General features: G+C 39.1%; 25 protein-coding genes and 5 tRNA genes. 23 read left to right on the top strand and 7 right to left on the bottom strand.

Going from position 1 to position 25,936, the window contains the following annotated elements; translation table 11 throughout:
• On the bottom strand, nucleotides 1–747 hold the full coding sequence (locus GJV03_RS17640; protein WP_004718539.1) for a hypothetical protein: 747 nt from the start codon (nucleotides 745–747) through the stop codon (nucleotides 1–3).
• A 98-nt stretch (nucleotides 748–845) separates the two neighbouring features.
• Here GJV03_RS17640 and GJV03_RS17635 point away from each other — a divergent pair, with 98 nt between their 5' ends.
• Nucleotides 846–1,061, top strand: coding sequence for a hypothetical protein (locus GJV03_RS17635; RefSeq protein ID WP_004718536.1), 216 nt, complete (start codon nucleotides 846–848; stop codon nucleotides 1,059–1,061).
• A 43-nt stretch (nucleotides 1,062–1,104) separates the two neighbouring features.
• On the opposite strand, the gene GJV03_RS17630 is transcribed toward GJV03_RS17635, so the two are convergent.
• Nucleotides 1,105–1,932, bottom strand: a complete 828-nt coding sequence (locus GJV03_RS17630; protein WP_105713872.1) for a TIGR02391 family protein — start codon at nucleotides 1,930–1,932, stop codon at nucleotides 1,105–1,107.
• A 244-nt stretch (nucleotides 1,933–2,176) separates the two neighbouring features.
• A tRNA-Ser gene (locus tag GJV03_RS17625) sits at nucleotides 2,177–2,267 on the bottom strand.
• Between the two features lie 121 nt (nucleotides 2,268–2,388).
• Here GJV03_RS17625 and GJV03_RS17620 point away from each other — a divergent pair.
• The 3 genes from GJV03_RS17620 (at nucleotide 2,389) to GJV03_RS17610 (ending at nucleotide 6,213) form a co-directional block, all read left to right on the top strand.
• On the top strand, nucleotides 2,389–4,269 hold the full coding sequence (locus GJV03_RS17620) for a potassium transporter Kup (protein ID WP_004718533.1): 1,881 nt from the start codon (nucleotides 2,389–2,391) through the stop codon (nucleotides 4,267–4,269).
• Nucleotides 4,270–4,865: 596 nt separating this feature from the next.
• Nucleotides 4,866–5,888: a DNA/RNA non-specific endonuclease gene (locus tag GJV03_RS17615; RefSeq protein WP_252720737.1), complete on the top strand. Its 1,023-nt coding sequence runs from the start codon at nucleotides 4,866–4,868 to the stop codon at nucleotides 5,886–5,888.
• A 79-nt stretch (nucleotides 5,889–5,967) separates the two neighbouring features.
• Nucleotides 5,968–6,213: a hypothetical protein gene (locus GJV03_RS17610; protein ID WP_004818484.1), complete on the top strand. Its 246-nt coding sequence runs from the start codon at nucleotides 5,968–5,970 to the stop codon at nucleotides 6,211–6,213.
• A 109-nt stretch (nucleotides 6,214–6,322) separates the two neighbouring features.
• On the opposite strand, the gene aqpZ is transcribed toward GJV03_RS17610, so the two are convergent.
• Nucleotides 6,323–7,015, bottom strand: a complete 693-nt coding sequence (gene aqpZ, locus GJV03_RS17605) for an aquaporin Z (RefSeq protein WP_105713870.1) — start codon at nucleotides 7,013–7,015, stop codon at nucleotides 6,323–6,325.
• Between the two features lie 275 nt (nucleotides 7,016–7,290).
• Nucleotides 7,291–8,298 (bottom strand): AraC family transcriptional regulator, encoded by a 1,008-nt coding sequence (locus GJV03_RS17600; protein WP_056517317.1) that lies wholly within the window; start codon nucleotides 8,296–8,298, stop codon nucleotides 7,291–7,293.
• Between the two features lie 152 nt (nucleotides 8,299–8,450).
• On the opposite strand from GJV03_RS17600, the gene GJV03_RS17595 reads away from it, so the two are divergent.
• On the top strand, nucleotides 8,451–9,089 hold the full coding sequence (locus GJV03_RS17595; protein WP_004718523.1) for a sterol desaturase family protein: 639 nt from the start codon (nucleotides 8,451–8,453) through the stop codon (nucleotides 9,087–9,089).
• A gap of 378 nt (nucleotides 9,090–9,467) precedes the next feature.
• Here the strand turns inward: GJV03_RS17595 and GJV03_RS17590 are convergent, their stop codons facing one another.
• Together GJV03_RS17590 and argH are read right to left on the bottom strand one after the other, a co-directional pair.
• Complete coding sequence (locus tag GJV03_RS17590; RefSeq protein ID WP_004818487.1) at nucleotides 9,468–9,737, bottom strand: oxidative damage protection protein; 270 nt, start codon at nucleotides 9,735–9,737, stop codon at nucleotides 9,468–9,470.
• An 11-nt stretch (nucleotides 9,738–9,748) separates the two neighbouring features.
• Nucleotides 9,749–11,179 (bottom strand): argininosuccinate lyase, encoded by a 1,431-nt coding sequence (gene argH / locus GJV03_RS17585; protein WP_171287929.1) that lies wholly within the window; start codon nucleotides 11,177–11,179, stop codon nucleotides 9,749–9,751.
• Here argH and GJV03_RS17580 point away from each other — a divergent pair.
• The 18 genes from GJV03_RS17580 (at nucleotide 11,170) to GJV03_RS17495 (ending at nucleotide 25,792) form a co-directional block, all read left to right on the top strand.
• Nucleotides 11,170–12,330: a histidine kinase gene (locus tag GJV03_RS17580; protein ID WP_034617632.1), complete on the top strand. Its 1,161-nt coding sequence runs from the start codon at nucleotides 11,170–11,172 to the stop codon at nucleotides 12,328–12,330. The two genes, argH and GJV03_RS17580, sit on opposite strands and share 10 nt — an antisense overlap.
• A gap of 49 nt (nucleotides 12,331–12,379) precedes the next feature.
• Complete coding sequence (locus GJV03_RS17575; protein ID WP_004818489.1) at nucleotides 12,380–13,117, top strand: LytTR family DNA-binding domain-containing protein; 738 nt, start codon at nucleotides 12,380–12,382, stop codon at nucleotides 13,115–13,117.
• 95 nt (nucleotides 13,118–13,212) lie between these two features.
• Nucleotides 13,213–14,136 (top strand): hydroxymethylbilane synthase, encoded by a 924-nt coding sequence (gene hemC, locus GJV03_RS17570; RefSeq protein WP_154130713.1) that lies wholly within the window; start codon nucleotides 13,213–13,215, stop codon nucleotides 14,134–14,136.
• 13 nt (nucleotides 14,137–14,149) lie between these two features.
• Complete coding sequence (locus GJV03_RS17565; protein ID WP_154130704.1) at nucleotides 14,150–14,932, top strand: uroporphyrinogen-III synthase; 783 nt, start codon at nucleotides 14,150–14,152, stop codon at nucleotides 14,930–14,932.
• A complete protein-coding gene (locus GJV03_RS17560) occupies nucleotides 14,929–15,759 on the top strand; it encodes a hypothetical protein (RefSeq protein WP_004718512.1) in 831 nt (276 codons plus the stop codon). The genes GJV03_RS17565 and GJV03_RS17560 overlap by 4 nt, the downstream gene beginning before the upstream one ends.
• A gap of 4 nt (nucleotides 15,760–15,763) precedes the next feature.
• Entirely contained in the window at nucleotides 15,764–16,957 is a 1,194-nt protein-coding gene (locus GJV03_RS17555; protein WP_004718509.1) for a hypothetical protein, read from the top strand.
• A 9-nt stretch (nucleotides 16,958–16,966) separates the two neighbouring features.
• Complete coding sequence (locus GJV03_RS17550; RefSeq protein ID WP_154130703.1) at nucleotides 16,967–17,404, top strand: thioesterase family protein; 438 nt, start codon at nucleotides 16,967–16,969, stop codon at nucleotides 17,402–17,404.
• 225 nt (nucleotides 17,405–17,629) lie between these two features.
• Nucleotides 17,630–17,956 (top strand): H-NS histone family protein, encoded by a 327-nt coding sequence (locus GJV03_RS17545; RefSeq protein WP_154130702.1) that lies wholly within the window; start codon nucleotides 17,630–17,632, stop codon nucleotides 17,954–17,956.
• Nucleotides 17,957–18,119: 163 nt separating this feature from the next.
• Nucleotides 18,120–18,863, top strand: a complete 744-nt coding sequence (gspN, locus tag GJV03_RS17540) for a type II secretion system protein N (protein WP_154130701.1) — start codon at nucleotides 18,120–18,122, stop codon at nucleotides 18,861–18,863.
• Nucleotides 18,863–19,708, top strand: coding sequence for a type II secretion system protein N (locus GJV03_RS17535; protein WP_154130700.1), 846 nt, complete (start codon nucleotides 18,863–18,865; stop codon nucleotides 19,706–19,708). Before gspN ends, GJV03_RS17535 begins: the two co-directional genes overlap by 1 nt.
• A gap of 41 nt (nucleotides 19,709–19,749) precedes the next feature.
• Nucleotides 19,750–21,993, top strand: a complete 2,244-nt coding sequence (gene gspD / locus GJV03_RS17530) for a type II secretion system secretin GspD (protein WP_154130699.1) — start codon at nucleotides 19,750–19,752, stop codon at nucleotides 21,991–21,993.
• Nucleotides 21,994–22,177: 184 nt separating this feature from the next.
• On the top strand, nucleotides 22,178–22,900 hold the full coding sequence (locus tag GJV03_RS17525; protein WP_154130698.1) for an FHA domain-containing protein: 723 nt from the start codon (nucleotides 22,178–22,180) through the stop codon (nucleotides 22,898–22,900).
• 94 nt (nucleotides 22,901–22,994) lie between these two features.
• Nucleotides 22,995–23,663 (top strand): HAD-IA family hydrolase, encoded by a 669-nt coding sequence (locus GJV03_RS17520; protein WP_004718496.1) that lies wholly within the window; start codon nucleotides 22,995–22,997, stop codon nucleotides 23,661–23,663.
• Between the two features lie 130 nt (nucleotides 23,664–23,793).
• Nucleotides 23,794–25,287 (top strand): anthranilate synthase component I, encoded by a 1,494-nt coding sequence (gene trpE, locus GJV03_RS17515; protein WP_105713860.1) that lies wholly within the window; start codon nucleotides 23,794–23,796, stop codon nucleotides 25,285–25,287.
• A 98-nt stretch (nucleotides 25,288–25,385) separates the two neighbouring features.
• Nucleotides 25,386–25,461: transfer RNA gene (locus tag GJV03_RS17510), tRNA-Thr, on the top strand.
• A 53-nt stretch (nucleotides 25,462–25,514) separates the two neighbouring features.
• Nucleotides 25,515–25,598: transfer RNA gene (locus GJV03_RS17505), tRNA-Tyr, on the top strand.
• Between the two features lie 32 nt (nucleotides 25,599–25,630).
• A tRNA-Gly gene (locus GJV03_RS17500) sits at nucleotides 25,631–25,706 on the top strand.
• 11 nt (nucleotides 25,707–25,717) lie between these two features.
• A tRNA-Thr gene (locus GJV03_RS17495) sits at nucleotides 25,718–25,792 on the top strand.
• Nucleotides 25,793–25,936 lie beyond the last annotated feature (144 nt).

The raw sequence follows: 25,936 nt of genomic DNA, 5'->3' as shown, positions 1-25,936 counted from the left end.
CTAGTAAGTATATTTAATAGGGGAGATATCTCCTTTTTTTCTTTCAAATTCTTTAGGAATTTTTTTGCCTATGTATAGAGATTTAATATTGTCAGAAGCTTCATCAGCTATAAAACCAAATCTGTTCAAATCAGTTTCTTGAACGAAATGCATTGGAAAATTATCAGTAGTAGCTTCCAACCAAGTAGCATTAATATAAGCACCACGAATAATTCCATGAGCAACAGCAAGGATAACGTCTGCTTTTCCAGCTCTATCTTTATTCACTCTCCATGCAAATCTAACAGCATCATAGATTGAGCTATTCTTAATTCCTTTATTGATTGAGATTAATAAAACTTTATGCTCAAAGACAGCTTCAATAGCTGCATATTTCTGGTTGATTTCATGAACATGCATGACTCCATTTTCACTGTTCCCTGAACCATTTTGAATATTAGACAATCCTAAATAGGCATCAATTAATGCCCCTTCAACTTCAAAAGCAGTTTTCTCATCCAAAGCATGGCGATGAATGACATGAAGAACTGCTAGCCCCGATGCCTTGATATCTCTGATACGTTGAATTTTATCTGATAAACTATCACCTTCTTTAGATATTTGTTCGTCATAAATATGACTAAAGATACGGTTTCCTTTACCTTTTCCAACATAAAATGTTTGCCCATCTCTAGGATCAATTAGGCGATAAACATAATATTGCAAGTGTTCCACTACACCTACTCGAAAGCACTCTCTACTCATCATATTCACTTATAAGTCATTAAGTCTTTATAATAATAAGTAAAAATAAGTCAGTACTCGATTGGCATTTATGTTTTATTCATTCTTTTAGGTATTGTGACGTGAAACTGAAACAATTGATGAATGCCTATGTGAATGAAAATAATATTGATGAATTTGGGCGCTTTGGGCAGCTGTTGAATTATGTTAATAAAGAAAAAGCTAAACAGTATTTTGAACAAGAAGAAGGAGTAAAAATCCCAACTTTAAAAGTCAATGTGAAAGTTGAGAAGCTTTTACGAACATTTATTTTAAGTAATGGTAAAGAACTATCTTGATTAGAATAAAGAAAAGGTCTTAAAGACCTTTTCTTTATTTGAGTTATAAATTTTTTGATTCTGTTTCTAGTAGATATAGTTCATTGATCAATAAAAATTCACGATATTGGTGAACTAAATTTTCTTCAGGCTTCTCTCTATGTGTCCGTGCATTCCTAAAGGCCTGATATGCACCAATAAATAAGTTTGCACGACCGATAATTTCAGATTTATCTGGTAAGTCCCAAGTAAGAGGGGCATTAGGTGATGCAAAAGTTTGAGAGAACAATTTACTGCTGTGTTCACTTAGTCCTGTTCTTGTTCTTACAATATCTTCTAAGCGTTTATATGCTTTTAACAGCGCTGAATCTGGATCGTTTTTAAAGAGCAAAGCTAAATCAAAAATTCTGTCATCAATGATTGAATAGGGAAGCTCGAGAGGATAATAACGTTTTAGGCTAGAAGTTGATGAAACTTTATTTCTAAAAGGATAGATATAGTCGTGCAATTGTATAGGACGAATAATTTTCTGCTTAAAAATTAAATCAATATCCTCATCACTTAGTAATGAGTTATTCAGCTTCTTCATCATTTTTGATGTAATTAGAGTTTCTTCGGTTTCAATTTCATGTTTATTTAATATGGTTAGAGCTGTCGCTAATCCTTTTGGACCTTCGCCAGGATAACCAGATGTAAAGCCTGAACGGATAATGTAATAACTTTCAGATTGATCTTTAAGGATCAAGGCATGCGATTGATCATTGGTAAGAAGTAATGCATAAGAGAGATCAGAATGAGTTTGTATGAGATTACAAAGGGCCAGCAAGCAGGTGTGTGTAATGCCGGCCTCACCTAAATACTCAACATGATAATAATTTTTAGTTTGAAACATCATTTATCATTTCTTTTTATCAGGGGTAGAGTGAATAATGGAGTATAAATAAAAATCTAGAATTTTAAACAGCTATGATATAGATTTTATTAGATTTTTATTTATAAAACGTGAATATATAAGCAATGTAGTACTTCTACAAAAACTGCATATATTAAAATACAATTTTTCAGACACAAAAAAGGCCTAAACCCTTAAGATCTAAGCCTTTCCCCACTGCATCGGCATGTAGTTTTTTCAATTCTGGCGGTGAAAGAGGGATTCGAACCCTCGATACGCTATAAACGTATACACACTTTCCAGGCGTGCTCCTTAAGCCACTCGGACACTTCACCAAGGCGTGGGATAATAACCAAAAAAAAGATTTCTGCCAAGCAACAATTGATTTAGAGCAAAAAAAATTTCACAGTGATATGATTGCGCAAAAATAGTGTCTAAATTTTTGAAGACGAATCTATGCAAAGTACTGCAAAAAAAGCCGCGTTACCTGCGATCACACTCGCAGCATTAGGGGTGGTATTTGGAGACATCGGAACCAGTCCCTTGTACGCCCTACGCCAATGTTTTCTGACTGCACACATTGCCATCACCGAAGCGACCGTGCTTGGAATCTTGTCACTGATTTTCTGGTGCATGATGCTCACCATTAGCTTTAAATATGTCACCATTATCATGCGAGCAGATAACAATGGTGAGGGTGGTATCATGTCCTTGCTGGCACTGAACTTACGCTCTAATCGTATCGCAGATAATCGCAAAATCTATTTAATTGCTTTGGGATTTATTGGTGCATCACTGTTTTTTGGTGATGGCATTATTACCCCAGCAATTTCAGTACTTTCAGCGATTGAAGGGCTGAGTATTGCCACACCCATGTTTAACAAATGGCTGATGCCTTTGGCAATCGGGATTCTTACCGCACTGTTTCTGGTACAAAGACATGGTACGGGAACCATGGGTAAGTTTTTTGGCCCAATCACTTTAACCTGGTTTGCCTCTATCGGTTTAATCGGTATTCATAGTATTAGCCAAACCCCCTATGTATTAAGCATGCTCAGTCCACATTGGGCGCTGAACTTTATTTTTCATCAACCCTTTGTGGCGTTTTTAACCATGGGTGCGGTGATTTTGACGGTGACGGGTGGTGAAGCACTCTATGCAGATATGGGGCATTTTGGACGGCTGCCGATTCGTTTAGGCTGGTTTATCATTGTTTTGCCTTGTCTGTTATTAAATTATGCAGGGCAAGGTGCATTATTACTACGTAATCCAAGTGCGATTGAAAACCCATTCTATTTGCTTGTACCTGAGTGGGGCTTATACCCCATGATTGCCTTAGCCACAGCGGCAGCGGTGATTGCCTCACAAGCGGTGATTACAGGTGTGTTTTCAATGGCAAACCAAGCCATTCAATTACGCTATTTGCCAAGATTAACAGTGCATCACACTTCTGATGTGGAACAAGGTCAGATTTATTTGCCCTTTATCAACTGGATACTCTACGTCTCGATTCTTTTATTGATTGTGATTTTCCAAAACAGTGCCAATCTTGCCAATGCCTATGGTGTAGCGGTCACCATGACCATGCTATGCGATACGATTTTGATTTCAATCTTGGCATATGGTTTTTGGCGTTGGCCAAAGTGGAAAGTGGCATTGTTCGCCATCCCATTTTTAGTGATTGATAGTATTTTTATTGGGTCAACTTCATTAAAAATTATTTCAGGCGGATGGGTTCCGATCCTGATCGGTGCAATCGTGTTTACTATTCTGATGACGTGGAAAACCGGGCGAGAAATTGTCTTTAACCGTTTGGAAAAAGATGCCTTGCCGTTGGATCTGTTTATTAAAAGTGTCAGTTTGAGTGATGAAACTCAGTTTGTACCCGGTCAAGCGGTATTCTTAACCGGTAATCCAAATATTGTTCCTCATGCGATGTTGCACAATATTAAGCACAATAAAGTCCTGCATGAACGCAATATTATGGTGACGGTGATTACCCGTGATGTTCCTTATGTGCCAGACCAAGAAAGAATTCGTGTTGAAGTGTTAGATAAGCGCTTCCAACGTGTTTTTGTTTACTATGGCTTTAAGGATCAACCTGATATTCCAAATGCACTAGAATTGGCTTATAAGCAACTCGAAGTTGAATTTGACATGATGCATATCAGTTTCTTCATCTCACGTGATCGTTTGATTCATACCGTGGGTGATGGAATGGCACCATGGCGTGAAAAACTGTTTATTTCGATGCAACGTAATACCAGTCCAGTGAGTGATTTCTATCAAATCCCGCCAAACCGTGTGGTGGAAATGGGCAGCCAGATCGAAATCTAAATTCATATCAATCAAAAGCCAGAAGTCATTCTGGCTTTTTTTTGCCCATGGGTTTTATGGGTTGATGTATTACATTGATTCACTTCATCTCTAGTGAGGATCTTTCTCTAAATCCTGAAAATAAGAATCCTTATTCTCTATATTCTTGGTCCTACAAAAGTAGTTAGGCTGATATTGCACTGAGATAGTATCAAACCCTTTAGAATGCTTAGTTTGAATGGTTCCATCATTCAATTCTCCCCAGTAAATCACGAGATATCCGCATAAAACGATCCTATACGACAAACTGTGTCGCAAGGCTGTCGAACAACACTGCGCAACATGACATAATCATCTTCTCAAGTGCAATAAAGCATCTGTAAGATATTTGATTTTCTAGCATTTTTTGTGAAATAAACAATAAATTGTTACATGGAATGTTGTTTAGTTAAGCACAAATCGTAGAAGCTTTACTCGGTTGAAGATCGACACAATATCTTTCAGTTTATTGACTTGTTAAGCTATTTAAATTCAAAAACTTAATTTGTATCGGTTTTGAGTGGATTGTTTATTTAACCTTGTTTAGGAAGCCTTTGTTGAAAAATTCAGTAGTTAAAATGGTGTTAGGTGTTGTTGCTACTGGAAGTTTTGCGATTGCGTTTGGCCAAGAAAAAATTTTTCAGTTACTGCCGTTTACCCAAAGTAGTGCCAATAACTCTGCGTGTTTAAATCAGTTCTATCGAGAGCAACCACCTGTTTTAATCAAAGAAAGTTTAAAGAAAAACAGTTATCCCTTATGTTTTAACGGGTTTAATGTAATGTATTCGGGTGTTTCAAAAACACCGTTATGGACAGCAGAATATTTATCTCCACAGCGCTTAAGTCAAAAGATTAAGCGTGAAGATAATTTTCATGAAGAGCCACGAGTGAGCGCTACACATCGTGCATTATTATCGGATTATCGTGGTTCAGGCTATGACCGTGGTCATATGTCACCCAATGCCGATATGCCCAATAAGGAATCACAGTTCGACAGCTTTTCTTTGGCCAATATGGTGCCGCAAGCTGCTAAAAATAACCAACAAGTTTGGCGTGAGTTAGAAGAAGCAACTCGTGCAATTGTCACCAAGCAAAAGAAAGATGTTTATGTGGTCACTGGCCCAGTTTTTTCTGGGAAAAAACTAAAAACCATTGGAAAGGGTGTGATTGTTCCGACCGCGATCTATAAAGCGATTTACTTGCCTAAACACGGGATCATTGGTGCGTACTATGCGCCAAATAATGATTCACTTCAGGTTAAAGTGGTCAGCGTATGCTATTTAGAAGAACAGTTGGGGATGAATTTATTTCCACAACTGACTGAAGAACAAAAGCGTAATACCTATAAATTGCCTTTGAACGCAAAACAGGTCAAGGTTAATAAAGAAATTGAGTACTCGCATTGGGATGCGGAAAGCCAATGTGCAGAAGAGGTCAGTCAGGATAAAATCACCGCACTGCAAAAGCAGTTCCAACCAAAAAGTAGGTCAACCGCTACATCGGATATGCAATTACCAAAAGTCGATCCTGAAACCAAAGATGCCTTGGTGAAACAATTGGTTGAAGCATTGTTGCAATATATTTTACAAATTTTGAAATAATTCAGCGCTGATGGTGCAGTATCTTTTGAGAATCTATTTATACTGTGAATAAGATCGAAAAAAATTGAGAAAATTAAAAATGTTTAAACCGTTTGAGAATGGCACCGAATCACATTCAATTCATGATTTAACCTTAGAAAATCAAACTGACTGTGTCAGTATTTATGGCAATTTACAGATCACCAAAGATCAAGCTGGCTTAAAAGCGGCTAAGCTTTTACAAAGCTATCTCAATGAAGTTGTAGCAAGTTTAGAGAAGCAAAGTGATCTACCAGAACAGCTTGCGCGTCAAAGCGAAGGCGAAATAGAGAATCCATTTCTTTAAAAGACCATATTTATTTTTAAGCCATTTTTGAATTAGTTATGTTCTAATTCATTAGTTTATATGTATAAAAAAACCTGCCGAAGCAGGTTTTTTTACATTGAAAATCTATTTAGGATTGAGGCTCATTACCCACAACCTTATAAATCAATGCCCCAATGATTGCACCGACAATTGGTGCCACCCAGAATAACCATAATTGACTCAATGCTGCTGTTTCAGCAAATAAAGCCACAGCAGTACTTCGAGCTGGATTGACTGAAGTATTGGTGACGGGGATACTAATTAAGTGAATCAAAGTAAGTGCTAAACCGATGGCAATCGGGGCAAAGCCAGCAGGTGCACGTTTATCTGTTGAACCGAGAATAATAATTAAGAAAAAGGCAGTTAATACGATTTCAATTAACAATGCTGAGACTAAAGAATATTTTCCAGGGGATAAATCACCAAAACCATTGCTGGCGAATCCACCAGTTCCTGTGAATCCCGCCTGACCTTGTACGATTAAATACAAAACAAATGCGGCCAAAATACCACCGATGACTTGAGCGATAATATAAGGCGCTAAGTCTTTGGCATTAAAACGACCACCTACCCATAAACCCACACTGACCGCAGGGTTAAAATGCCCACCTGAGATATGCCCTAAAGCAAAAGCGCCTGTGAGTACGGTTAAACCGAATGCCAGTGCAACACCAGCAAAACCGATGCCCAGTTCTGGAAAAGCAGCGGCAAATATTGCGCTACCACATCCTCCAAACACCAGCCAAAAGGTTCCGATAAATTCTGCTAGATATTTATTCATATTGATTCCTAAATTATTTTTTTGAACGGAATGGGGTTATATGACTATTTTTAGATAGTTGATAACCGTGGGGTGGATACAACTTTTATTTTCTGTATAAAGATAATAGTCTAAAAATATGAAAATAAAATCACAAATAAAAAATATTCATATCAATATCGGCTAATGTTCTGATTTTATTTTAAAAAATTATATTTTACAGCTATTTAATGCTAAACAAATGAGTGGTGAGAATGGTGAAACATGCTGTTTTTATCTATAAATTTAATACACAATTACTTAAACTCTCGATGCTGAAGACGCCATTGTTGCGGTGTTAAGCCTGTCCATTGTTTAAAAGCACGTTGGAAAGCACTTTGTTCTGAGTAACTGAGAAGCAGGGCAATTTCATGCAGACCTAAATGAGGATCTTGCAGATATTGAAAGGCCAATAATTGGCGGACATCTTGAACACGTTGTTGATAAGTGGTGTTCTGACTTTGTAGATGACGTTGTAACTGGCGTATCGACATATTCAGTTGTTTGGCAATCGCTTCGATTTGATAATTGTTTTTTTGTAATCCCAATAAAATACTTTGTTGTAAGCGCTCATCTAACTGGGTGGCATTGGGTAAGCTTTCAAGCAAGGCCTGTGCTTGTTGCATCAGTAGTTTTTGCAGGGTTTGATCACTGCGTTTAAAGGAAATCGCAAGTGCGCTGATGGGAAAGATCAGTTCGACTTTTTCTTGCTGAAAGAGCACAGGACACTTAAAGAATGCTTGATACAGCATGCTGTTTTTAGGTTGAGGATGAATAAAATTAACCTGATACAGCGTTATATCATCGGATATAAATTGTCTTAAAAACTGAATCACCACGGCCATCGCAATTTCATCAGTAATTTGAGTGGTTAAATGGGTGGGTAGATTTTCCCAACGTACCGAGATGTGCTGTTCATCATAATATTCAACTTTCAGCGGGCTTCCATCATAAATCAATCGATGAAAATCATGGTAGCGGGTGAGAGCCTCTCCAAGCGTGTCACAAGATTGTGCAATATAGGCAATGATACCAATATGTTTGGGTTGTACATATTTAGAGATGTCTAGACCCAAAGCTGGGCTTTGTACTTGTGATTGAATGTCATCCAAGATTTCACGCCAAACGGTATAGTCAAAGCGTTCAACATTTTGAATCTGTTGTAGTTTGGATGAGATGTTTAGACCTTTAGCTTCACTAAAAGTATAGAGTAATTGCCCAAGCCCGCCATATATCGAGCCCGCATAGTCCTTTAATTGCATCATTTACACATCTTGTTATTGTGTGATCTACGTCAGCTGTAGTTTAAACATTATACTATTTTAATTTGTCGTAATTTGTCAATGAAAATACTTTTTGATGTCAATACCTATTTCCCAGCATGTTTTATATTCACAATAAGCAAGAGGGATTGATTATGTTAAAAGGTTTTTTAGTCGGATTGGTCGTCGCAAATGGTTTTGAATGGGTTGCGCATAACTATATTTTACATGGTCAACATCGCCCAGGGAAACCACGTTTCAGTCCAGTGCCACGCAGTATGAAATCGCATTGGGAACACCATCGTGAAGTGCGTAAACAAGATTTTCATGATGATGGCTATGTAGAAGGGATTTCAAATTGGCGGACCAAAAATGAAATCGTTTCTTTGGCGGTGGTTGCTGGTGCGGCAAGTTTGATTTTCTACCCGATTTCGAAAGGAATGGTTGCTGCATCGCTTTATAGTGCGTGTAATTATTATTATATCCATCGCCGTGCACATTTAGAGCCAGACTGGGCGATGAAGAAAATTCCTTGGCATTATGATCACCACATGAACTCAAACCAAGATGCCAATTGGTGTGTCACTAAGCCTTGGTTTGATTATCTGATGGGAACACGGGTGATTTCTTCTGCGGATCTGCAAGAGCAGAATCCTTTAGGTGTGAAATTGCCTCAGCCAATCGCAAACTGGTTATCATCCAGCATAGAAAAATATTTCCCAGCCAAATGGGTAGAGAAAAAACCGCTATTGGTTGAGGAAAATACGCAAAAGCTCAACGATTCTGTGGCCTAATTGGATTTCGTGAATTTTATTACATCTACTGAACTGTTTAAAACTTTAGTGAAATGAACTGGATGCGTAGTGTGAAAGTTTGAATTTGTCGTGATTGGTCAGCGTTTTCGGTATCTTTGGTCAATATTAAGTCATGCCATCGATGTATATTGATTGCACAGCATGTACCCACTGCCGTGTTTTAAGTTTTATAGGAGTCTCCAAGACTCCTTTTTTTATACGTGGGAAAAGTAAATATATATAAGATTAAATTTATAAGCTCATGTGATCGCGTCATCTTGTACGATGAAGCAATAAAAAAATCCCCTGACGGGGATTTTTTAGATGTGCATAAGATGCACATCACTTTTGGATTTTTGCCTTGCGAGGCTGTGGACATTACTCAGGCTTTAAGCCTTCCGCCATTTCCAATGATTGATCATTATCCAAAAATTTTTCACGCTGTTCTTCTAAAAACTTTTTTGCATCTGGTTCAAACACGTTTAAACGTTTTTCATTGATTAACGTGGTTTGGTGTTTTAACCATTCTTGCCAAGCTTGTTTAGACACTGTGTCAAATAACACTTGACCCTTTGGACCTGGAAAGGGTGCAAAGTCTAAACCTTCTAACTCTTTTTGATATTTACGGCAAAATACTTGTCGAGTCATATCAAAACTCCTTATGCATAAAGTTTTTCTAAACGGATATAAGCGCGTTCAATGGCAGCAGCAACCTGTGCAGGCGCAGTACCACCAATATGATTACGTGCATTGACAGATGCTTCAAGGGTTAATGCTTTTTCAAACACATCTGCTTGAATTAAATCTGAGAATTGTTGTAATTGCTCAAGGCTTAACTCAGAAAGATCTTTCGATTCTTGCACACCTAAAGCCACGGCTTTACCTACGATTTCATGTGCATCACGGAAAGCAACGCCATTTTTGACAAGGTAATCAGCCAAGTCTGTTGCGGTAGAGAAACCACGTAGCGCCGCTTCACGCATGATTTCAATATTTGGTACAAGTGCAGGAATCATATCTGCAAAAGCCATCAATGAACCACGCACTGTATCAATCGCATCAAACAAAGGTTCTTTGTCTTCTTGGTTGTCTTTGTTATAGGCCAAAGGTTGACCCTTCATGAGGGTGAGCAGACTCATTAAGTCGCCATAGACACGGCCAGTTTTACCACGAATTAGTTCAGGAACATCTGGGTTTTTCTTTTGTGGCATGATCGATGAGCCAGTACAGAAACGGTCAGGAATATTCACAAACTTAAATTGTGCAGAAGTCCAAAGAATCATTTCTTCTGACATACGTGATAAATGCATCATGATTAAAGATGCAGCAGCATTGAACTCAATCGCAAAGTCACGGTCAGATACTGCATCTAAAGAATTTTCAGCAACGGCTTCAAAGTTTAACAATTCTGCAGTATAAGCACGATCGATAGGATAGGTTGTTCCAGCAAGCGCAGCAGAACCTAAAGGCATACGGTTGACACGTTTACGGCAGTCGATTAAACGCTCAGAGTCACGCACCAACATTTCAAACCACGCCATCAAATGATGACCAAAAGTCACAGGTTGCGCAGTCTGTAAATGGGTAAAGCCTGGCATGATGGTGTCAGTATTCTTCGCTGCTAAGCCCAAGATGCCTTTTTGTAATTTTTCCAGTAAAGTCAAAATCGCATCAATTTCGTCACGTACATATAAACGGATGTCTGTGGCAACTTGGTCATTACGGCTACGACCAGTATGCAATTTTTTACCTGCAATCCCGATACGCTGAGTTAAACGAGATTCGATATTCATGTGCACATCTTCTAAATCAATGCGCCATTCAAATTGACCTGCTTCAATTTCAGCTTTAATTGTGTTTAAACCATTGATAATGTCATCACGTTCTTGTTCTGTAAGGACACCAACTTTTGCTAACATAGTCGCATGTGCGATCGAGCCAGCAATATCTTGTTTATAAAAGCGTTGGTCAAATTGAACTGATGCAGTAAATTCAGCAACAAAGGCATCAGTAGCTTCAGAGAAACGACCGCCCCACATGCCTGAAGTTTGGGCTTGTGACGGATTAGAGGAATTAGAAGATGTGGTCATATCGGCTCAGTAGGAAAAAAAGCAGTAGAACTAAACGCAGTATAACAAATTCAGCCTCACTTGCCGAAGTAAAGCGCAATCATTCATCAATAAAATCTGGGCGCGGTTTTTATCAGTCTTATTTTTTTAGCAAAATGGGGCATCGCAAGTATTTATTCGAACTATTTATCTCTAGTAATGTGTTGGCTTTTTTATTGGCATTGGCCGAAGCACAATCATGGGGCAATTTAAATCTTTGGCATGTTTTAGAATATATTTTATATATTAATTGGATATTATTGGCCTTTGCCGCTTTTCAGGATGTATTTGAAAAGAGGCTATCGCAATATACCTATTTATCTATTTCAATATTCAGTTTTATCCTTTTACAGGCGATTGTGCTGTGTACAACACTGGTTTTAAATATTATTCATTATTGGGGAACGCATTTTTCTTTACAAAATATTTCCATCCAAGACATTTCGCATAATCTTATTTTGCATGTCAGCTATGGGGTATTACTGGGCGCATTTTGTTTACGCTACTTGTATATCCGTGAACAAGCAGTATTGCAGCAAAACAGTGAATTAAATGCGCGTATTCAGGCCATGCAAGCACGTATTCATCCACATTTTTTATTTAATAGTTTAAATAGCGTGGTGAGTTTAATTGCGATTGATCCTGATAAAGCTGAACAAATGCTGATAGATTTATCCAAATTGTTTAGAGCCAGTTTTCAAGAATTAAAGCTCGTGACCTTAAAAGAAGAAATACAGTTATCTCAACAATATATTGCAATAGAGCAAATTCGTTTGGGAGATCGTTTAAATGTGGAATGGAATATTCAACAACCGCTGTTATTAGATCAGGTCAAAATTCCCTTATTAACCTTACAACCTTTAATTGAAAACAGTATTTTTCATGGGGTTGAGCAAAAGATTATCGACGCCAAGATCGGCATACTGGTTGAAATATTGCAAAATCAAGTCAACATAGTCATTACCAACCCATTTTTACAAGATAGAATAAAAGTACGAGAAGGGCATGGAATTGCTTTAGAAAATGTAAAACAGCGTCTAAAAGCACATTTTGGCGATTCTGTTTATTTTCGGAATTATGCAGGGAATGGATTATTTACAATGGTAATCCAATATCAGTATAAAAATAGATGATTGGGAAATTCATTAAAATAAAGACGATATATTTGGGTAAGGAGGAGCAATGGACATCCTGATTTGTGATGATGAACCGCTTGCAGTGGAACGCTTATCACGATTGGTGTCGCAACTTGGGCATCAGGTTATTGCAACAGCGCAACATGGTCAACAGGCATTGGAAATGGTTCAGCAGTTCGAGCCAGATGTGGTGTTGCTTGATATTCAAATGCCAGAAATGGATGGTTTAAGCTGTGCGCAGCATTTAGCACATTTTAATCCGACGCCAGCCATCGTATTTTGTACGGCATTTGATGAACATGCTTTGCAAGCCATTCAATCTCAAGCAAAAGGATATTTATTAAAACCAATTGCCAAGGATGATTTGGAAACGGTTTTGGAGAGTGTCACTAAACTGACTCAAGCTCAATTAACTCACCTAGAAAAAAAAGAACTCATGGAAGAAAAAGTGCAAAGACAGCAAATTGCTGCAAAAACCTATCGAGGTTTGGAGCTAATTCCTGTTGAAAATATTTACTATTTTTTAGCAGATCAAAAATATGTCACTGTACGCCATAAAAATGGCAGTGTGCTTATTGATGAAACGCTCAAAGATTTAGAAACAGAGTTCGCAGATCGATTTATTCGTATTCATCGTAATGCTTTAATTTCTCTAGATTATTTAGATGGGTTGGAAATGGTGTCCTCTGGGCAGTATCAGGTACGATGCCGCGAATTAGACGAGCGTTTGGCAGTCAGTCGTCGTCACTTACCGTTACTGCGCGAACGGATGCAGAATTTATAGTTTGATGGGAAGCTTAAATCATTTTGATAATTTACTTGCATTTTTACGATTGCAGAGTAAGTTTAGAGTGTTTAAAGTTTGGCAAAGCTGAAATGATGAAAACCTTGAAAATAGCAACTCGCCAGAGCCCGCTCGCAATGTGGCAGGCTGAGCATATTCGTGATCGTTTAGAGCAATTACACGCGCATGTAAAAGTAGAATTGGTTACCTTTGTAACCCAAGGTGACAAAATTTTAGATACACCTTTGGCCAAAATTGGTGGTAAAGGCTTATTTGTCAAAGAATTAGAAGCTGCTCTAATGGATGGTCGTGCAGATCTAGCCGTTCATTCCATGAAAGATGTGCCAATGCAATTACCAGAAGGTTTGGAGCTTGCGGTCATTTGTGAGCGTGAAGACCCTTTTGATGCTTTTGTTTCTAACCATTATGCAAAGTTTGATGATTTACCACAAGGCGCAACACTTGGCACATCGAGCTTACGCCGTAAATGTCAGATTTTAAAACAGCGCCCTGATTTAAATGTGATTGATTTACGTGGCAATGTTGGAACACGCTTATCCAAGCTAGATGCAGGTCAATATGATGCCATCATCCTTGCCAGTGCAGGCTTAAAACGCTTAGAACTCTCATATCGTATTCGTCATACGCTACCAGCAGAAATTAGCTTACCTGCGGTAGGCCAAGGTGCATTGGGTTTAGAGTGCCGCTCAGCTGATCAAGAGATTTTGGATTTAATCATGCCTTTAATGCATGTTGAAACCAATGCCTGTGTCCGTGCTGAACGTGCTTTTAATGCTTATCTAGAAGGTGGCTGCCAAGTGCCTATCGCTGGTTTTGCCACATTGAAGGATCAAACATTGTCTTTGGAAGGGCGTGTAGGGAGTGCGGATGGACAAACCCTGTTATCTAGCCAAGTCAGTGGTACGCCAGATCAAGCAGAGCAGTTAGGTGTGCAACTTGCACAAAAGCTACTTCAACAAGGTGCTGGAGAAATACTCAAAGCACTTTATCAAGCTTAGTTTTTAGGCTTCAATGCTATTTATTAATACGCGTCCCATCGATCGGGCTCAGCCGTTAACCGAATGTCTGCGCCAGTCAGGTTTTGACGTGGTTGATCTGCCATTATTGGCATTAACACCACGTCCATATAACAACACATTACAACAACTTTATTTACAGCTGTTATCGACTCAAATTATTGTTGTGGTCAGTCCTACAGCTGTTCAGATTGGTATGCAATATCTTCAGCAATCGGGTCTATCACTTATGCAGATACAGCATATTCAGTGGATTGCTGTAGGGAAAAAAACTGCGCAACGACTCTTAGATTATGGGGTGGAAAGCCATGTTCCTGCGGTGGAAACATCCGAAGGCATGCTAAGCTTGCCGCTGTTTAATCAGGTAAAAGAGCTCAAGAGAATTGCGTTTTGGCGTGGTGAAGGTGGGCGTCAATTTATGATGCAACAATGCCAAGCGCGTCATATTGATGTTTTAAACTTTGTTTTATATGACCGCGCATTTCCTCAACAAACTCAGGCACAATTTTTAGATTTTGTGAACAAAATTGAGCAATTTGAAAAGCCCTATTGGAGTTGTATCAGCAGTGAAGCCAGTTGGCACAATTGGCTGGCTTTGACCCGAGATCATCAAGAGATCGTGAGTGCTTGTCATTATTTAGTTTTGGGTGAGCGTTTGTATCAATTATTAAGACATGGTAAAAATGCAGCTCAGGTCTGTTTGAATAGCACTCAAATTTCAAATTTAGCGCCAGAAACCATTCTACAAACCATAGTGCAGTTGCAAAGGAAGTTATGAAGAAGTTTATTTATGTCTTATTGTTGATCGCTTTAGGATGGCTCGTTAAGTTGAGTTATAACTTCTATCATGTTTCACAACAACTCAATGATATTCAACAAACGCTGCATAAAAGTGAACAAAAGAATGCCAGTTTGAATGATCAATTGGTGGCAGTAAAACGACAAACAGATGAACCGACTCAAGAGGTGGCAAAGAAAACCGCTTCGATTCAAACGCCTATTGCTGGTATTCATCCTAGTGTAGTGGTTAAACAGCAACTAGAGTTGGTGCAATTTGCTATGCAACAACAACAGTTTGTGTATGCACTTGAGCATCTTACTCAGTTAAATCAATCTTTAGATCAGTATGCGTTGGCAGATGCAGTAAAACAAAGCCTACATCAAACCATTGCACAAGATATTCAGAGTATTCAACACTTTGTGATTGAACGAAATGCCCAGCGAGATCAACTAGAGGCTTTACTTAAACAAGTTGATCAAGCACTCATCACTGAATTGAAAAATAATCAACTGAAACCAGATCAAGATCAGTCGCAATACTTTTGGGAAAAATGGTTTCAAGTCGATATTGTTGAAACAAATACTCCTGCATTGGCAAACCGTAAATTTATTTTAAAAGAAGTCCAATTAAGATTATTACTGGCACAACAATTATTAGTTAAAGGACAAACTGCTGAATACCAAGAGATGCTGAATCAAATGATTCAACAATTGGATATATTACCCGATGCTGCTAGTCAGAAGATTAAGCAAAAAATATTAAAAATGAAGCAAACATCGCAGCCGCCGATTCCTAAGCTGAATAGCTTGGCTGTTTTGGGGTAGATCGATGAAACATATTTTTCTGATCTATGCCTTTATTAGCCTGATTATTCTGGCTGTACTGAGTGTATTGAGTTATACCGCAGGGTCAGGTTATGTCTATGTGCTCTGGCACAATATTCAAGTTCAAACCAATTTATGGTTGTTAACATTTGCTGGCGTTGGCATCAGTTTTTTGATGCATGTGGCATGGTATTTCCTCAATCGTTATATTCGCCGAGAAAAAAGAAAATTAGAACAAGTACTGAGTTTTAACACGTTGCACCCATTTGAACAGTTTGGTGTGTTGTGGTTATTAGATGGTGAAGATGAACAAGAGCAGGTGATTCAAACGATTTTTGATCAATCTGGTTTATTAAAGCCGATTGTGCAATCCCGTTTATTACTCAAACAATTGCATTACTCAGAAGCATTAAATGCTTTAGAACACAGCTCCCCATCCGCTTTTGAATTGGCGGAAATCTTACGTATCGAAATTTATTTGGCCCAACAAGACAGTCAGCAAGCCCTCACCCATTTAGAGTTTTTAAATGGACATGAGCTTTCGCCGTGGCTGAATCAACTTTCAGAAAGTTATAAATTGTCCGTGCAAAAATTATGGGGACAATTCGCCCTACAATATCCTTGGCAATATTTACACTCGACTCAATTTGGACAATTAGAAACGGCGACTAAACAGCAGTGGTTAATACAGCTTTTAGGTTGTTATGACCAAGCAAGTTTTGAAGATACTGAACTATTACAGCAAAAATTTTTAGAGATAGAGCCGCAACTCGATCAAATGCCTTATGAGACAAAAGTGCTTTGGCTAAAAATTATTACCCGCTTACCTGAACTTGCTCAGCAACAGCAGCAACTGGTGATTCAAATACTTAATGAAAAATTTGACCAAGATGTATTCCACTTGTGGTTCCAGCAACAGTTGCTTAGACAGAATCCAGATTATGAGTATTTAGAGCAACAGATTATAAATCTTGAATCTAAATATATGAACATTCCTGTTTTTTGCTTTGCTAAATGGCATATATATATTGCAACACAGCGGGAATATGAAGCAGATCAACTTCTGTCATTATATCCAAATGATATTCTAATGAATTATTTAAGAATCAAGTCCACTTTAAATGGAAATGATGAATTAATTCAACAATTGAATTCAATTTTTGAAAAAGATAGCAATTATATTCAATTTAAAATTTGAGAACCTAGCATGAACCCACTGACACAATTCCCGATCGTTTATGAGCAAAAGGTTGCATGGGGCGATATGGACGCTTTTGGTCATGTAAATAATGTGATGTATTATCGTTATATTGAGAGTGCACGTATTGAATATTTTGATCGTTTAAATGTATTTGACCAAGATGTTTTAACTGTGGTTGCCTCAAGTCAATGCAAATATTTAAAACCTGTATTTTACCCAGATGTGCTACATATTGGTGCGCGGGTAGAAGAAATGAGAAATAGTGCTATACGCATGCATTATGTATTATTCAGTCAGCATCAACAGCAGATTGTGGCGGACGGAGAAGCAGTTATTGTTTTTGTCGATAAAGTAGCGATGAAAAAAGCATTAATTCCTCAACAGTTGCGAAAAGTTATAATTGATTTAGAAGCTACAGTGCATAATGATTTGGCAAATACATAAAAATGCCTCAGTTATCATCATTATATTTAAAACATAAGACAGCATATTCTTTTGCATTCGCTTTATTTTGATGTTAAAAATAAGCGCTTTGAGGTAATTATAATAATCTTTTTGTTGTTTTATGTGTTTATTGGGGAATATATGTATTGCTTATTGGAATAAATGAAAATACTATTGCTATGAAGTTATTTTAAATAAGTATTAAGAAATTTACGTGGAGAGTTAATGATGCCTGATATTAGTAATTTATCGGTTGAAGAGTTAAGAAAGTTAACAGCTGAAGCAGAAGCTTTAATTGAAAGTAAAAAAGACCAAGCAGTTGAAGATGCCTATAATAAAATTATTGAAATTGCCCAAGCTGCTGGTTTAACTTTAGAACAGTTTATTGAATACGGCGTGCAAAAGCGTAAAAAGACAACGCGTAAAGCTGTTGAGCCGCGTTACCGCAATAAAAAAGATACTTCTGAAACTTGGACTGGACGCGGTAAACAACCACGTTGGTTGGTTGCAGAAATCGAAAAAGGTGCAAAATTAGAAGATTTCTTGATCTAATCTTCATCTAAGTGTCATTCAAAGACCTTAAAATCAAAGAACCAAGCAAATCTGCTTGGTTTTTTTATACGAGTGAATTGGCGTTATGCAAAAATTATGCATAATGTATAAACAAGAGGGCATCATCTTGCATGGAAGAATAAATGAATGATGGTAAAGATGAATGAATAAAAAATCAAAACAGATCACGTGGTGGATTACTGGAGTTGTCGCTTTTTTAATTTTTGTACTTTTGCAAGTCCCTGCAACATGGCTGATTTCTAAATTTTATAAGAACAATCAAACCTTACAAAATGTCAGTGGAAATATTTGGCAAGGGCAAGCAGATTGGCGCAAGGGTAATTTACGTGGTTCCGTTTCGTGGAGAACACGCCCGTGGGATCTGATTTTATTACGTGTGGGTGCAAATGTTGAAGTGCATAGTGGGCAAACTCAGCTAAATGGGGTTGTCGGCTATGGTATTGGTAAAAAAATAATTATTAATCAGATGCAAGGTCAGATTGCACCAGAAACCTTAAAGAATATTGCAAATTGGCAATGGCCAGCGAATGCAATTCAAATTTCAGATATGACCCTACGTTTTAAAAAAGACACTGGATTTAGTGATGTAGATGGTCAATTGCATTGGGGTGGTGGTGAGCTTGGTTATACTTTTGGACAGCGTCAAGACCAAATAAATATCCCGTCTTTAAATGCTCAACTTAAAGATGAGGCGGGTAAACTGATTTTGGATATACAAGATCAACGTAGCCAGAAGATGGCCAATATCAGCTTAGATCCAACCATGATGTTAGATGTGCAATTAACCCAACGCATGTTACTCAATGTGCCTTCCTATGATGGAAAGGCTGGTTTAGATACTTTTGTGATTAGTTCTAGACAACCACTCATTCAAGGTGGTTTCTAATGAATATAAAAGAACGTTTTGAAAATATTTCTTGGAAAAAAACAGAGCACCTTGCGCCTGTTGTTTTATTTCTTTTAATTTTAGCATTGTGCTGGAAACTGGCTTCGATTTTTTGGTGGGTGGTTGCACCGCCACAAGTCATGCAACCAGAGCAAGTGAATCTAGGCTCACAACAAATCCAAGTGCCCAATATTTCAAGCTTTTCGTTGTTTGAGGAAGTGGGTTCTAGTGCGACTGCAGATGACAGTATTCCGATGGTTTTGCAAGGTGTAGTCGTGAGTTATCCTGCGCGTTTTTCTTCAGCGGTGATTAAAGTTAAAGAAACAGCGGATCGTTATGCGGTGGGTGATCCAATTGAGGGTACCAGTTATCAGTTATCCGAAGTATATTGGGATCATATTGTTTTAAGTCAAAATGGAAATAACAGTAAAGAGTTACGTTTTACCGGGCTGGATAGTTTGTATCAGCCTATGCCAGGGCAATCTACAGATCAAAATACCAGCCCGCCAGTAAGTAATCCTGTGCCATCGCCACAACAAAATTCAAGCCAAAATGCTTTAGGGCAGGCGATTGAGAGGATGAATGAAAATCGGGACGAATACCTAAAGAACATGGGGGTTAACGCAAGTGGCGGTCAAGGCTATGAAGTGACGGATCAGACCCCCGCAGCGCTCCGAAATAAACTGGGACTAAGATCTGGAGATCGTATTCTTTCACTCAATGGACAATCAGTAGGTCAAGGACAGAGTGATGTTCAGCTGCTAGAACAAGCAAAGCGTGATGGCAAAGTAAAAATTGAAATTAAGCGTGGTGATCAGGTGATGACCATTCAGCAAAGTTTGTAAGTGGCTAGGACTACAAATAAAATTAGGATAGATAATAAGTTATGGCTTTTTTGAATCACAATCGACCACTTTGGGCTTTAGTTGCAGCAGCACCAATGATGGTTGCGGTCAGTACAGCAGCACATGCACAGACGTGGAAAATTAACTTACGCGATGCTGATCTCACGGCTTTTATCAACGAAGTTGCAGATATTACGGGCAAAAATTTTGCGGTCGATCCTCGTGTACGTGGCAATGTCACGGTTATTTCAAATAAACCTCTAAATAAAAATGAAGTTTATGACCTATTTTTAGGGGTGTTGAATGTCAATGGCGTGGTGGCTATTCCATCGGGGAATACCATTCGCTTGGTACCAGACAGTAATGTGAAAAACTCGGGTGTACCTTATGACCCGCGCAATAATGCACGTGGTGATCAGGTTGTAACACGGGTGATCTGGTTGGAAAATACCAATCCCAATGATTTGATTCCGGCACTACGTCCATTAATGCCACAATTTGCGCATTTGGCGGCCATACAAGGCACCAATGCGTTAATCGTTTCTGATCGTGCAGCAAATATTTATCAACTTGAAACCATTATTCGTAACTTGGATGGTACAGGGCAAAATGATATTGAAGCTGTTCCTTTACAACAGAGTCAAGCTGAAGAGATCATTAAGCAATTGGATGCCATGAGTTCGACAGGTGCATCGAAAGACTTTGCTGGGGCACGGGTTCGTATTATTGCTGATGCACGGACCAATCGTATTTTGATTAAAGGGGATACAGGTACGCGTAAACGTATCCGCAATATGATTGAAATGTTGGATGTACCATCTGCGGATCGTTTAGGTGGTCTTAAAGTCTTTAAATTAAAATATGCCAGTGCAAAGAATTTATCTGAAATTTTACAAGGCTTAGTCACAGGTCAGGCTGTCAATTCAAGCTCAAATAATTCTTCAAATAGCAGTTCTAACAACAGCAACAGTTTTAACAATAATAACAATTCATCATCGAATACCGGCTCAAGTACTGGAAGTAGTATTTCAACACCAGCAATTAATTTAAACAGCAACTCAAATAACAATAATCAAAATAATATCACCAGTTTTAATGCCAATGGTGTGAGCATTATTGCAGATGGTGCTCAAAATGCGTTGGTAGTTAAAGCTGAGCCACAACTGATGCGCGAAATAGAGGCTGCCATCCAACAGCTCGATGTACGTCGTCAACAAGTATTGATTGAAGCGACGATTATTGAGGTTGAGGGTAATGATACTGATCAACTCGGTGTGCAATGGGCAATGGGTGATCTAAGCAGTGGTGTAGGTTTAATTAACTTTGATAAAGTGGGTACAAGTTTAGCTAAATTGGCAGCAGGCTATCTATCAGGTGGTGCAGCTGGTTTAGGTGGTGCTGTTGGTCCAGGTGCTTCTCTTGTCTTAGGAGATTATAAAGAAGGTGCAGACGGTTCACGTAGACTATATGGTGCAGTGATTCAGGCTTTAAAAGCCAATACCAAGTCAAATTTATTATCTACACCATCGATTGTCACGATGGATAATGAAGAAGCGTATATTGTCGTTGGGCAAAACGTTCCATTTGTTACAGGTTCAGTCAGTACTGGGACAGGTGGCACCGTCAATCCATATACCTCAATTGAACGTAAGGATGTGGGGGTGACCTTAAAGGTAATTCCGCATATTGGTGAGGGCGGTTCGATTCGTTTAGAGGTAGAACAAGAAGTCTCTGCAGTTGCTGAAAATAAAGGGCAGGCAACGGATTTGGTCACCAGTAAACGTTCTATCAAGACCTCTGTGCTTGCAGATCATGGTCAAACCGTGGTGTTAGGCGGCTTGATTTCAGATGATACAGCTCATACACGCCAATCTATACCATTCTTGGGTGATATCCCGGGCTTAGGCCGTTTATTTAGAGCGGAAGGCAAATCGAATGCTAAACGTAACTTATTGGTGTTTATCCACCCAACGATAATTGGTGATAATGCAGATATACGCCGTGTATCTCAACAACGTTATGATCAACTGTATAGTCTGCAATTGGCGATGGATAAAGATGGTAACTTTGCCAAACTCCCAGCCAATGTTGATGATGTTTTTCAGCAACGACTGCCGTTTAGCTCCACGCCAAGTTCGCAGCCTAAGTTGGTACAACCACAACCGACAGCACAACCATCAAGTCAGTATCAAAAAGTGCCTACAGGTGCCAAGACAAGTGCAGTACAAGGCAATGCAGTGACTACACCCGTTGCAGAGGAACCAAATGATATCCGTAAGCAGTAGCATTGTGGGCTTCGCGTAACAAGTGCTTCTAATCGCATGCTTTATTTGATATTTAAAATAGCTTGTTAAAGTATTGTGGTGTGTTCTGTTGTGGCGTGGACAACATAAAGCTTGGTTTTACGCTGATTTAGCACTGTAGAAATGTCATGCTAAGATAGACTTGAATTAGAATGGGAAGATAATCATGACTTGGAAATTACAAGCAATTACAGGTGAGTTAGAAGGGCAGGAAGTCACGATTGACCGTGATATGCTGGTTGGACGCCATCAAGATGCAGACCTGTTATTACAAGCTGCGGAAATTTCACGTCGCCATGCTGCATTCTTATTAAAAGAAGATGCACTTTGGGTTCAAGATCTAAAGTCATCCAATGGTACTTTTGTGAATGATATCCGTATCGATCAAGATAAACTGTTGATGGATGGTGATATTGTTCAATTTGCCAGTGTTAAATTTAATGTACTTGCACCGGTAAAACCTGTTGTTCTGCAAACTGAACAGGCAGCGCCTGAGGTTGAAGTTCAACCCGTTGTAGCTTCAGTAGAAACGCCGGTTCAACAACCTGCAGAGGCTGTGGCGACTGCTGAAATTAAACCAGCTGCCCCAGTAGAACGTACAGTGGCAGATCAGATGAATGAACAGGGCATGCCTGAGCTTTCAGAACGTGATAGCAGTGTTCAAATCAACCGTGAAGGTATGCCGTCTGGTGTAGCAATCCCTAAACCTGCGCCAATTCCAGAAGGTGTGGATATTCATGCGGCTACACAGCCAAAAGTAGAGCAGGTCAAAGCACCTGAACTTGTTGCAGAAGAACATGTCGAAACCCAGAAAAATGCAAAGTTAGGTTTGGCAACACTGGTGATTTTGATCATTTTGGCAATTATTGCATGGCTATTGTTTAAATAATTTGCGAATGCGCTACACTCAAGGCATGCAATCGCATGCCTTTGTTTTTTGTATTTTCGTTTTTAAAAATTAAAACTCGATTTAGGTGTAAATCATGAATGTGGCAAAGCTAGACCAACGCGAACTGATTTTATTTGATTTGGATGGGACCTTGGTTGATTCAGCATTTGATTTATATCGTGCCATGAATTTAAGTCTAGCGCGTTTGAACTTACCCCAAGTCACTGAACAACAGGTTCGGGTTTGGATTGGTAAAGGCACCTCATTATTTTGTGAAAGTACATTGAAGTATTTAAAGGGTGAGGTGGATCCTGTACTGCATCAACAGCTTTTGGATACATTCTTGGAAATTTACAATGCAGAGCCTTGTGTTGATACCAAACCATTCTCTGGAATTTTAGAATTTTTAGAATGGGGAATTGAAAACAATAAGAAATTGATTTGTGTGACCAATAAACCAGAACAGCCCGCTCGAAAAATCCTAGAAGAATTGCAAATGGATCACTATTTTGTCGATGTAATTGGTGGTGACCGTTTTGAAGTACGTAAACCGCATCCAAAACCATTGTTGTATTGTGTTGAAACTTATCAGTCATCAACTGATAAAACCTTGATGATTGGCGATTCAAGTAATGATGTTGAGGCTGCACGCCGTGCAGAGGTTGATTGTATTGTGGTCAGCTATGGTTATAATCACGGTGAAGATATTCAACTCTGTCAGCCACAACAAGTGGTGGATGATTTAACAGAGCTTTTGGCTTAACACCTGTATATTTCAATTGTTGCGAAAAAAGGGAAGAGGAATGAATAGCAAACGCACTTTTCGATGGCGTCACTAAGTGAAATGCAGAGACATCCATACTTAGTATTATCGAAAATAGAGAGAATTCCTGATGACAACCTTAGCGCAATTTGAACAACTAAAATCAGCGGGTTATAACCTTATCCCTGTATATCGCCAACGTTTAGCCGATACAGATACACCATTGTCTGTATTTGCACGTTTAAAACAGCATCAACAAGCTTATCTTTTTGAATCTGTCGAAGGTGGCGAAAACTGGGCAAGATATTCAATTATTGGATTAGGTGAATCGATCGTGTTTTCCTGTAATGCAGGACAGCTCACGATAAAATCGGCAGATGGTTCGATAGATACCCAGCCATGCGCAGATCCATTTCAATATATTCGTGATTTTCAAGCACAGTTTAAAGTACCCACCCAACAGGATTTACCCGCACTACCTAATTTTACTGGCGGCTTGGTGGGCTACTTTGGTTATGATGCAGTACGTTATATTGAGCCACGGTTAAAGAATGTGCCTGAGGCGGATCCCGTTGGACTGCCTGACTTATGGATGATGTTGTCTAAAACCGTCATTGTGTTTGATAACTTAAAAGATACTTTGTTTTTAATCGTGCATGCAGATGTTAATGATACAGAGGCTTATGCCAAGGCTCAGCAACAGCTGGATGAGATTGAGGCATTATTGGCTATGCCAATCAGCTTGGTTGCTAAAAAACATACCGCTCCGCATTTTGAGTCACTGACTGGGCATGACAAATTCCTTGAGTCAATTGAGAAAGTTAAAGAATATATCCGTGCTGGTGATGTGATGCAGGTTGTTCCTGGGCATCGTATGGTGTCGGATTTTGATGGTGAGCCTTTACAGGTTTATCGCGCATTACGACATCTCAATCCATCACCATATTTATTTTTGGTGCAAGGGCAGACCCTTTTAGATCAAAAGCCGTTTCATATCGTAGGTTCTTCACCGGAAATTCTTTCTCGACTCGAAAATGGGATCGCGACTGTACGTCCGCTTGCAGGTACACGTCCACGAGGAAAAACCAAAGAAGAAGATTTGGCGCTTGAAAAAGATTTGCTTTCTGATGAAAAAGAGATTGCGGAACATTTAATGCTGATTGATTTAGGCCGTAATGATGTGGGGCGTGTCTCGAAAATCGGTAAAGTGCAAGTGACTGATCAAATGGTGATCGAACGTTATTCACATGTCATGCATATTGTTTCCAATGTACAAGGTGAAGTGTTGGATGATGTCGATGCTTTGGATGTTTTTAAGGCAACTTTTCCAGCAGGCACGCTTTCAGGTGCCCCAAAGATTCGTGCAATGGAAATTATTGACGAAGTTGAGCCGGTAAAACGTGGAATTTTTGGTGGTGCAGTGGGTTATTTGGGCTGGCATGGCGAAATGGACATGTCGATTGCGATCAGAACCTGTGTTATTCGTGAAAATAAGGTCTATGTACAGGCTGGCGCAGGCTTGGTTGTCGACTCAAATCCTGAATCAGAGTGGAATGAAACCCAAATAAAAGCTCGCGCAGTGATCAAAGCGGTTGAATTATCGTCAAACGGATTGATTTTATGAGTTTTTGAGGTTTTTTTTGCAAAAAACACTTGCAAGGATTCTGAGTTTTGCTAAACTGCACACCGTTCCGATACGAAACGTACGAAACACTAAGAAACGCCGGCATAGCTCAGTTGGTAGAGCAACTGACTTGTAATCAGTAGGTCCACAGTTCGAATCCGTGTGCCGGCACCATCTTAAGGTTTTGTGTTATAATGTTGAAGAACAACACTGAAAGTAAGTGTAAAGGTGAGATTCCCGAGCGGTCAAAGGGAGCAGACTGTAACTCTGCCACGAAAGTTTCGAAGGTTCGAATCCTTCTCTCACCACCATTACTTCGATAAGTGGTAATTACCAACATTAAGCGGGAGTAGCTCAGTTGGTAGAGCGGTAGCCTTCCAAGCTACATGTCGCGAGTTCGACCCTCGTCTCCCGCTCCATCGAAGATGATGCTCTTATAGCTCAGTGGTAGAGCACTCCCTTGGTAAGGGAGAGGTCTCGAGTTCAAATCTCGATAAGAGCTCCAGATACAATTTGGTAGATTATTCTACACCAGTTTCTCAAAAGCAGGCTTATTAGTCTGCTTTTCAAGTATTAGGTGTCTAGTTTTTTAGACGATTGTCGATGCTGAGTTGTTTAACTCGTGTTCGACATAAACGAGGAAGAGCAA

The sequence above is a fragment of the Acinetobacter sp. RIT698 genome (assembly GCF_009668065.1).
Classification (GTDB): domain Bacteria; phylum Pseudomonadota; class Gammaproteobacteria; order Pseudomonadales; family Moraxellaceae; genus Acinetobacter; species Acinetobacter guillouiae.
Note: the sequence above shows the minus strand (reverse complement) of the source record. Positions and strands in the feature narration are given on the sequence as shown.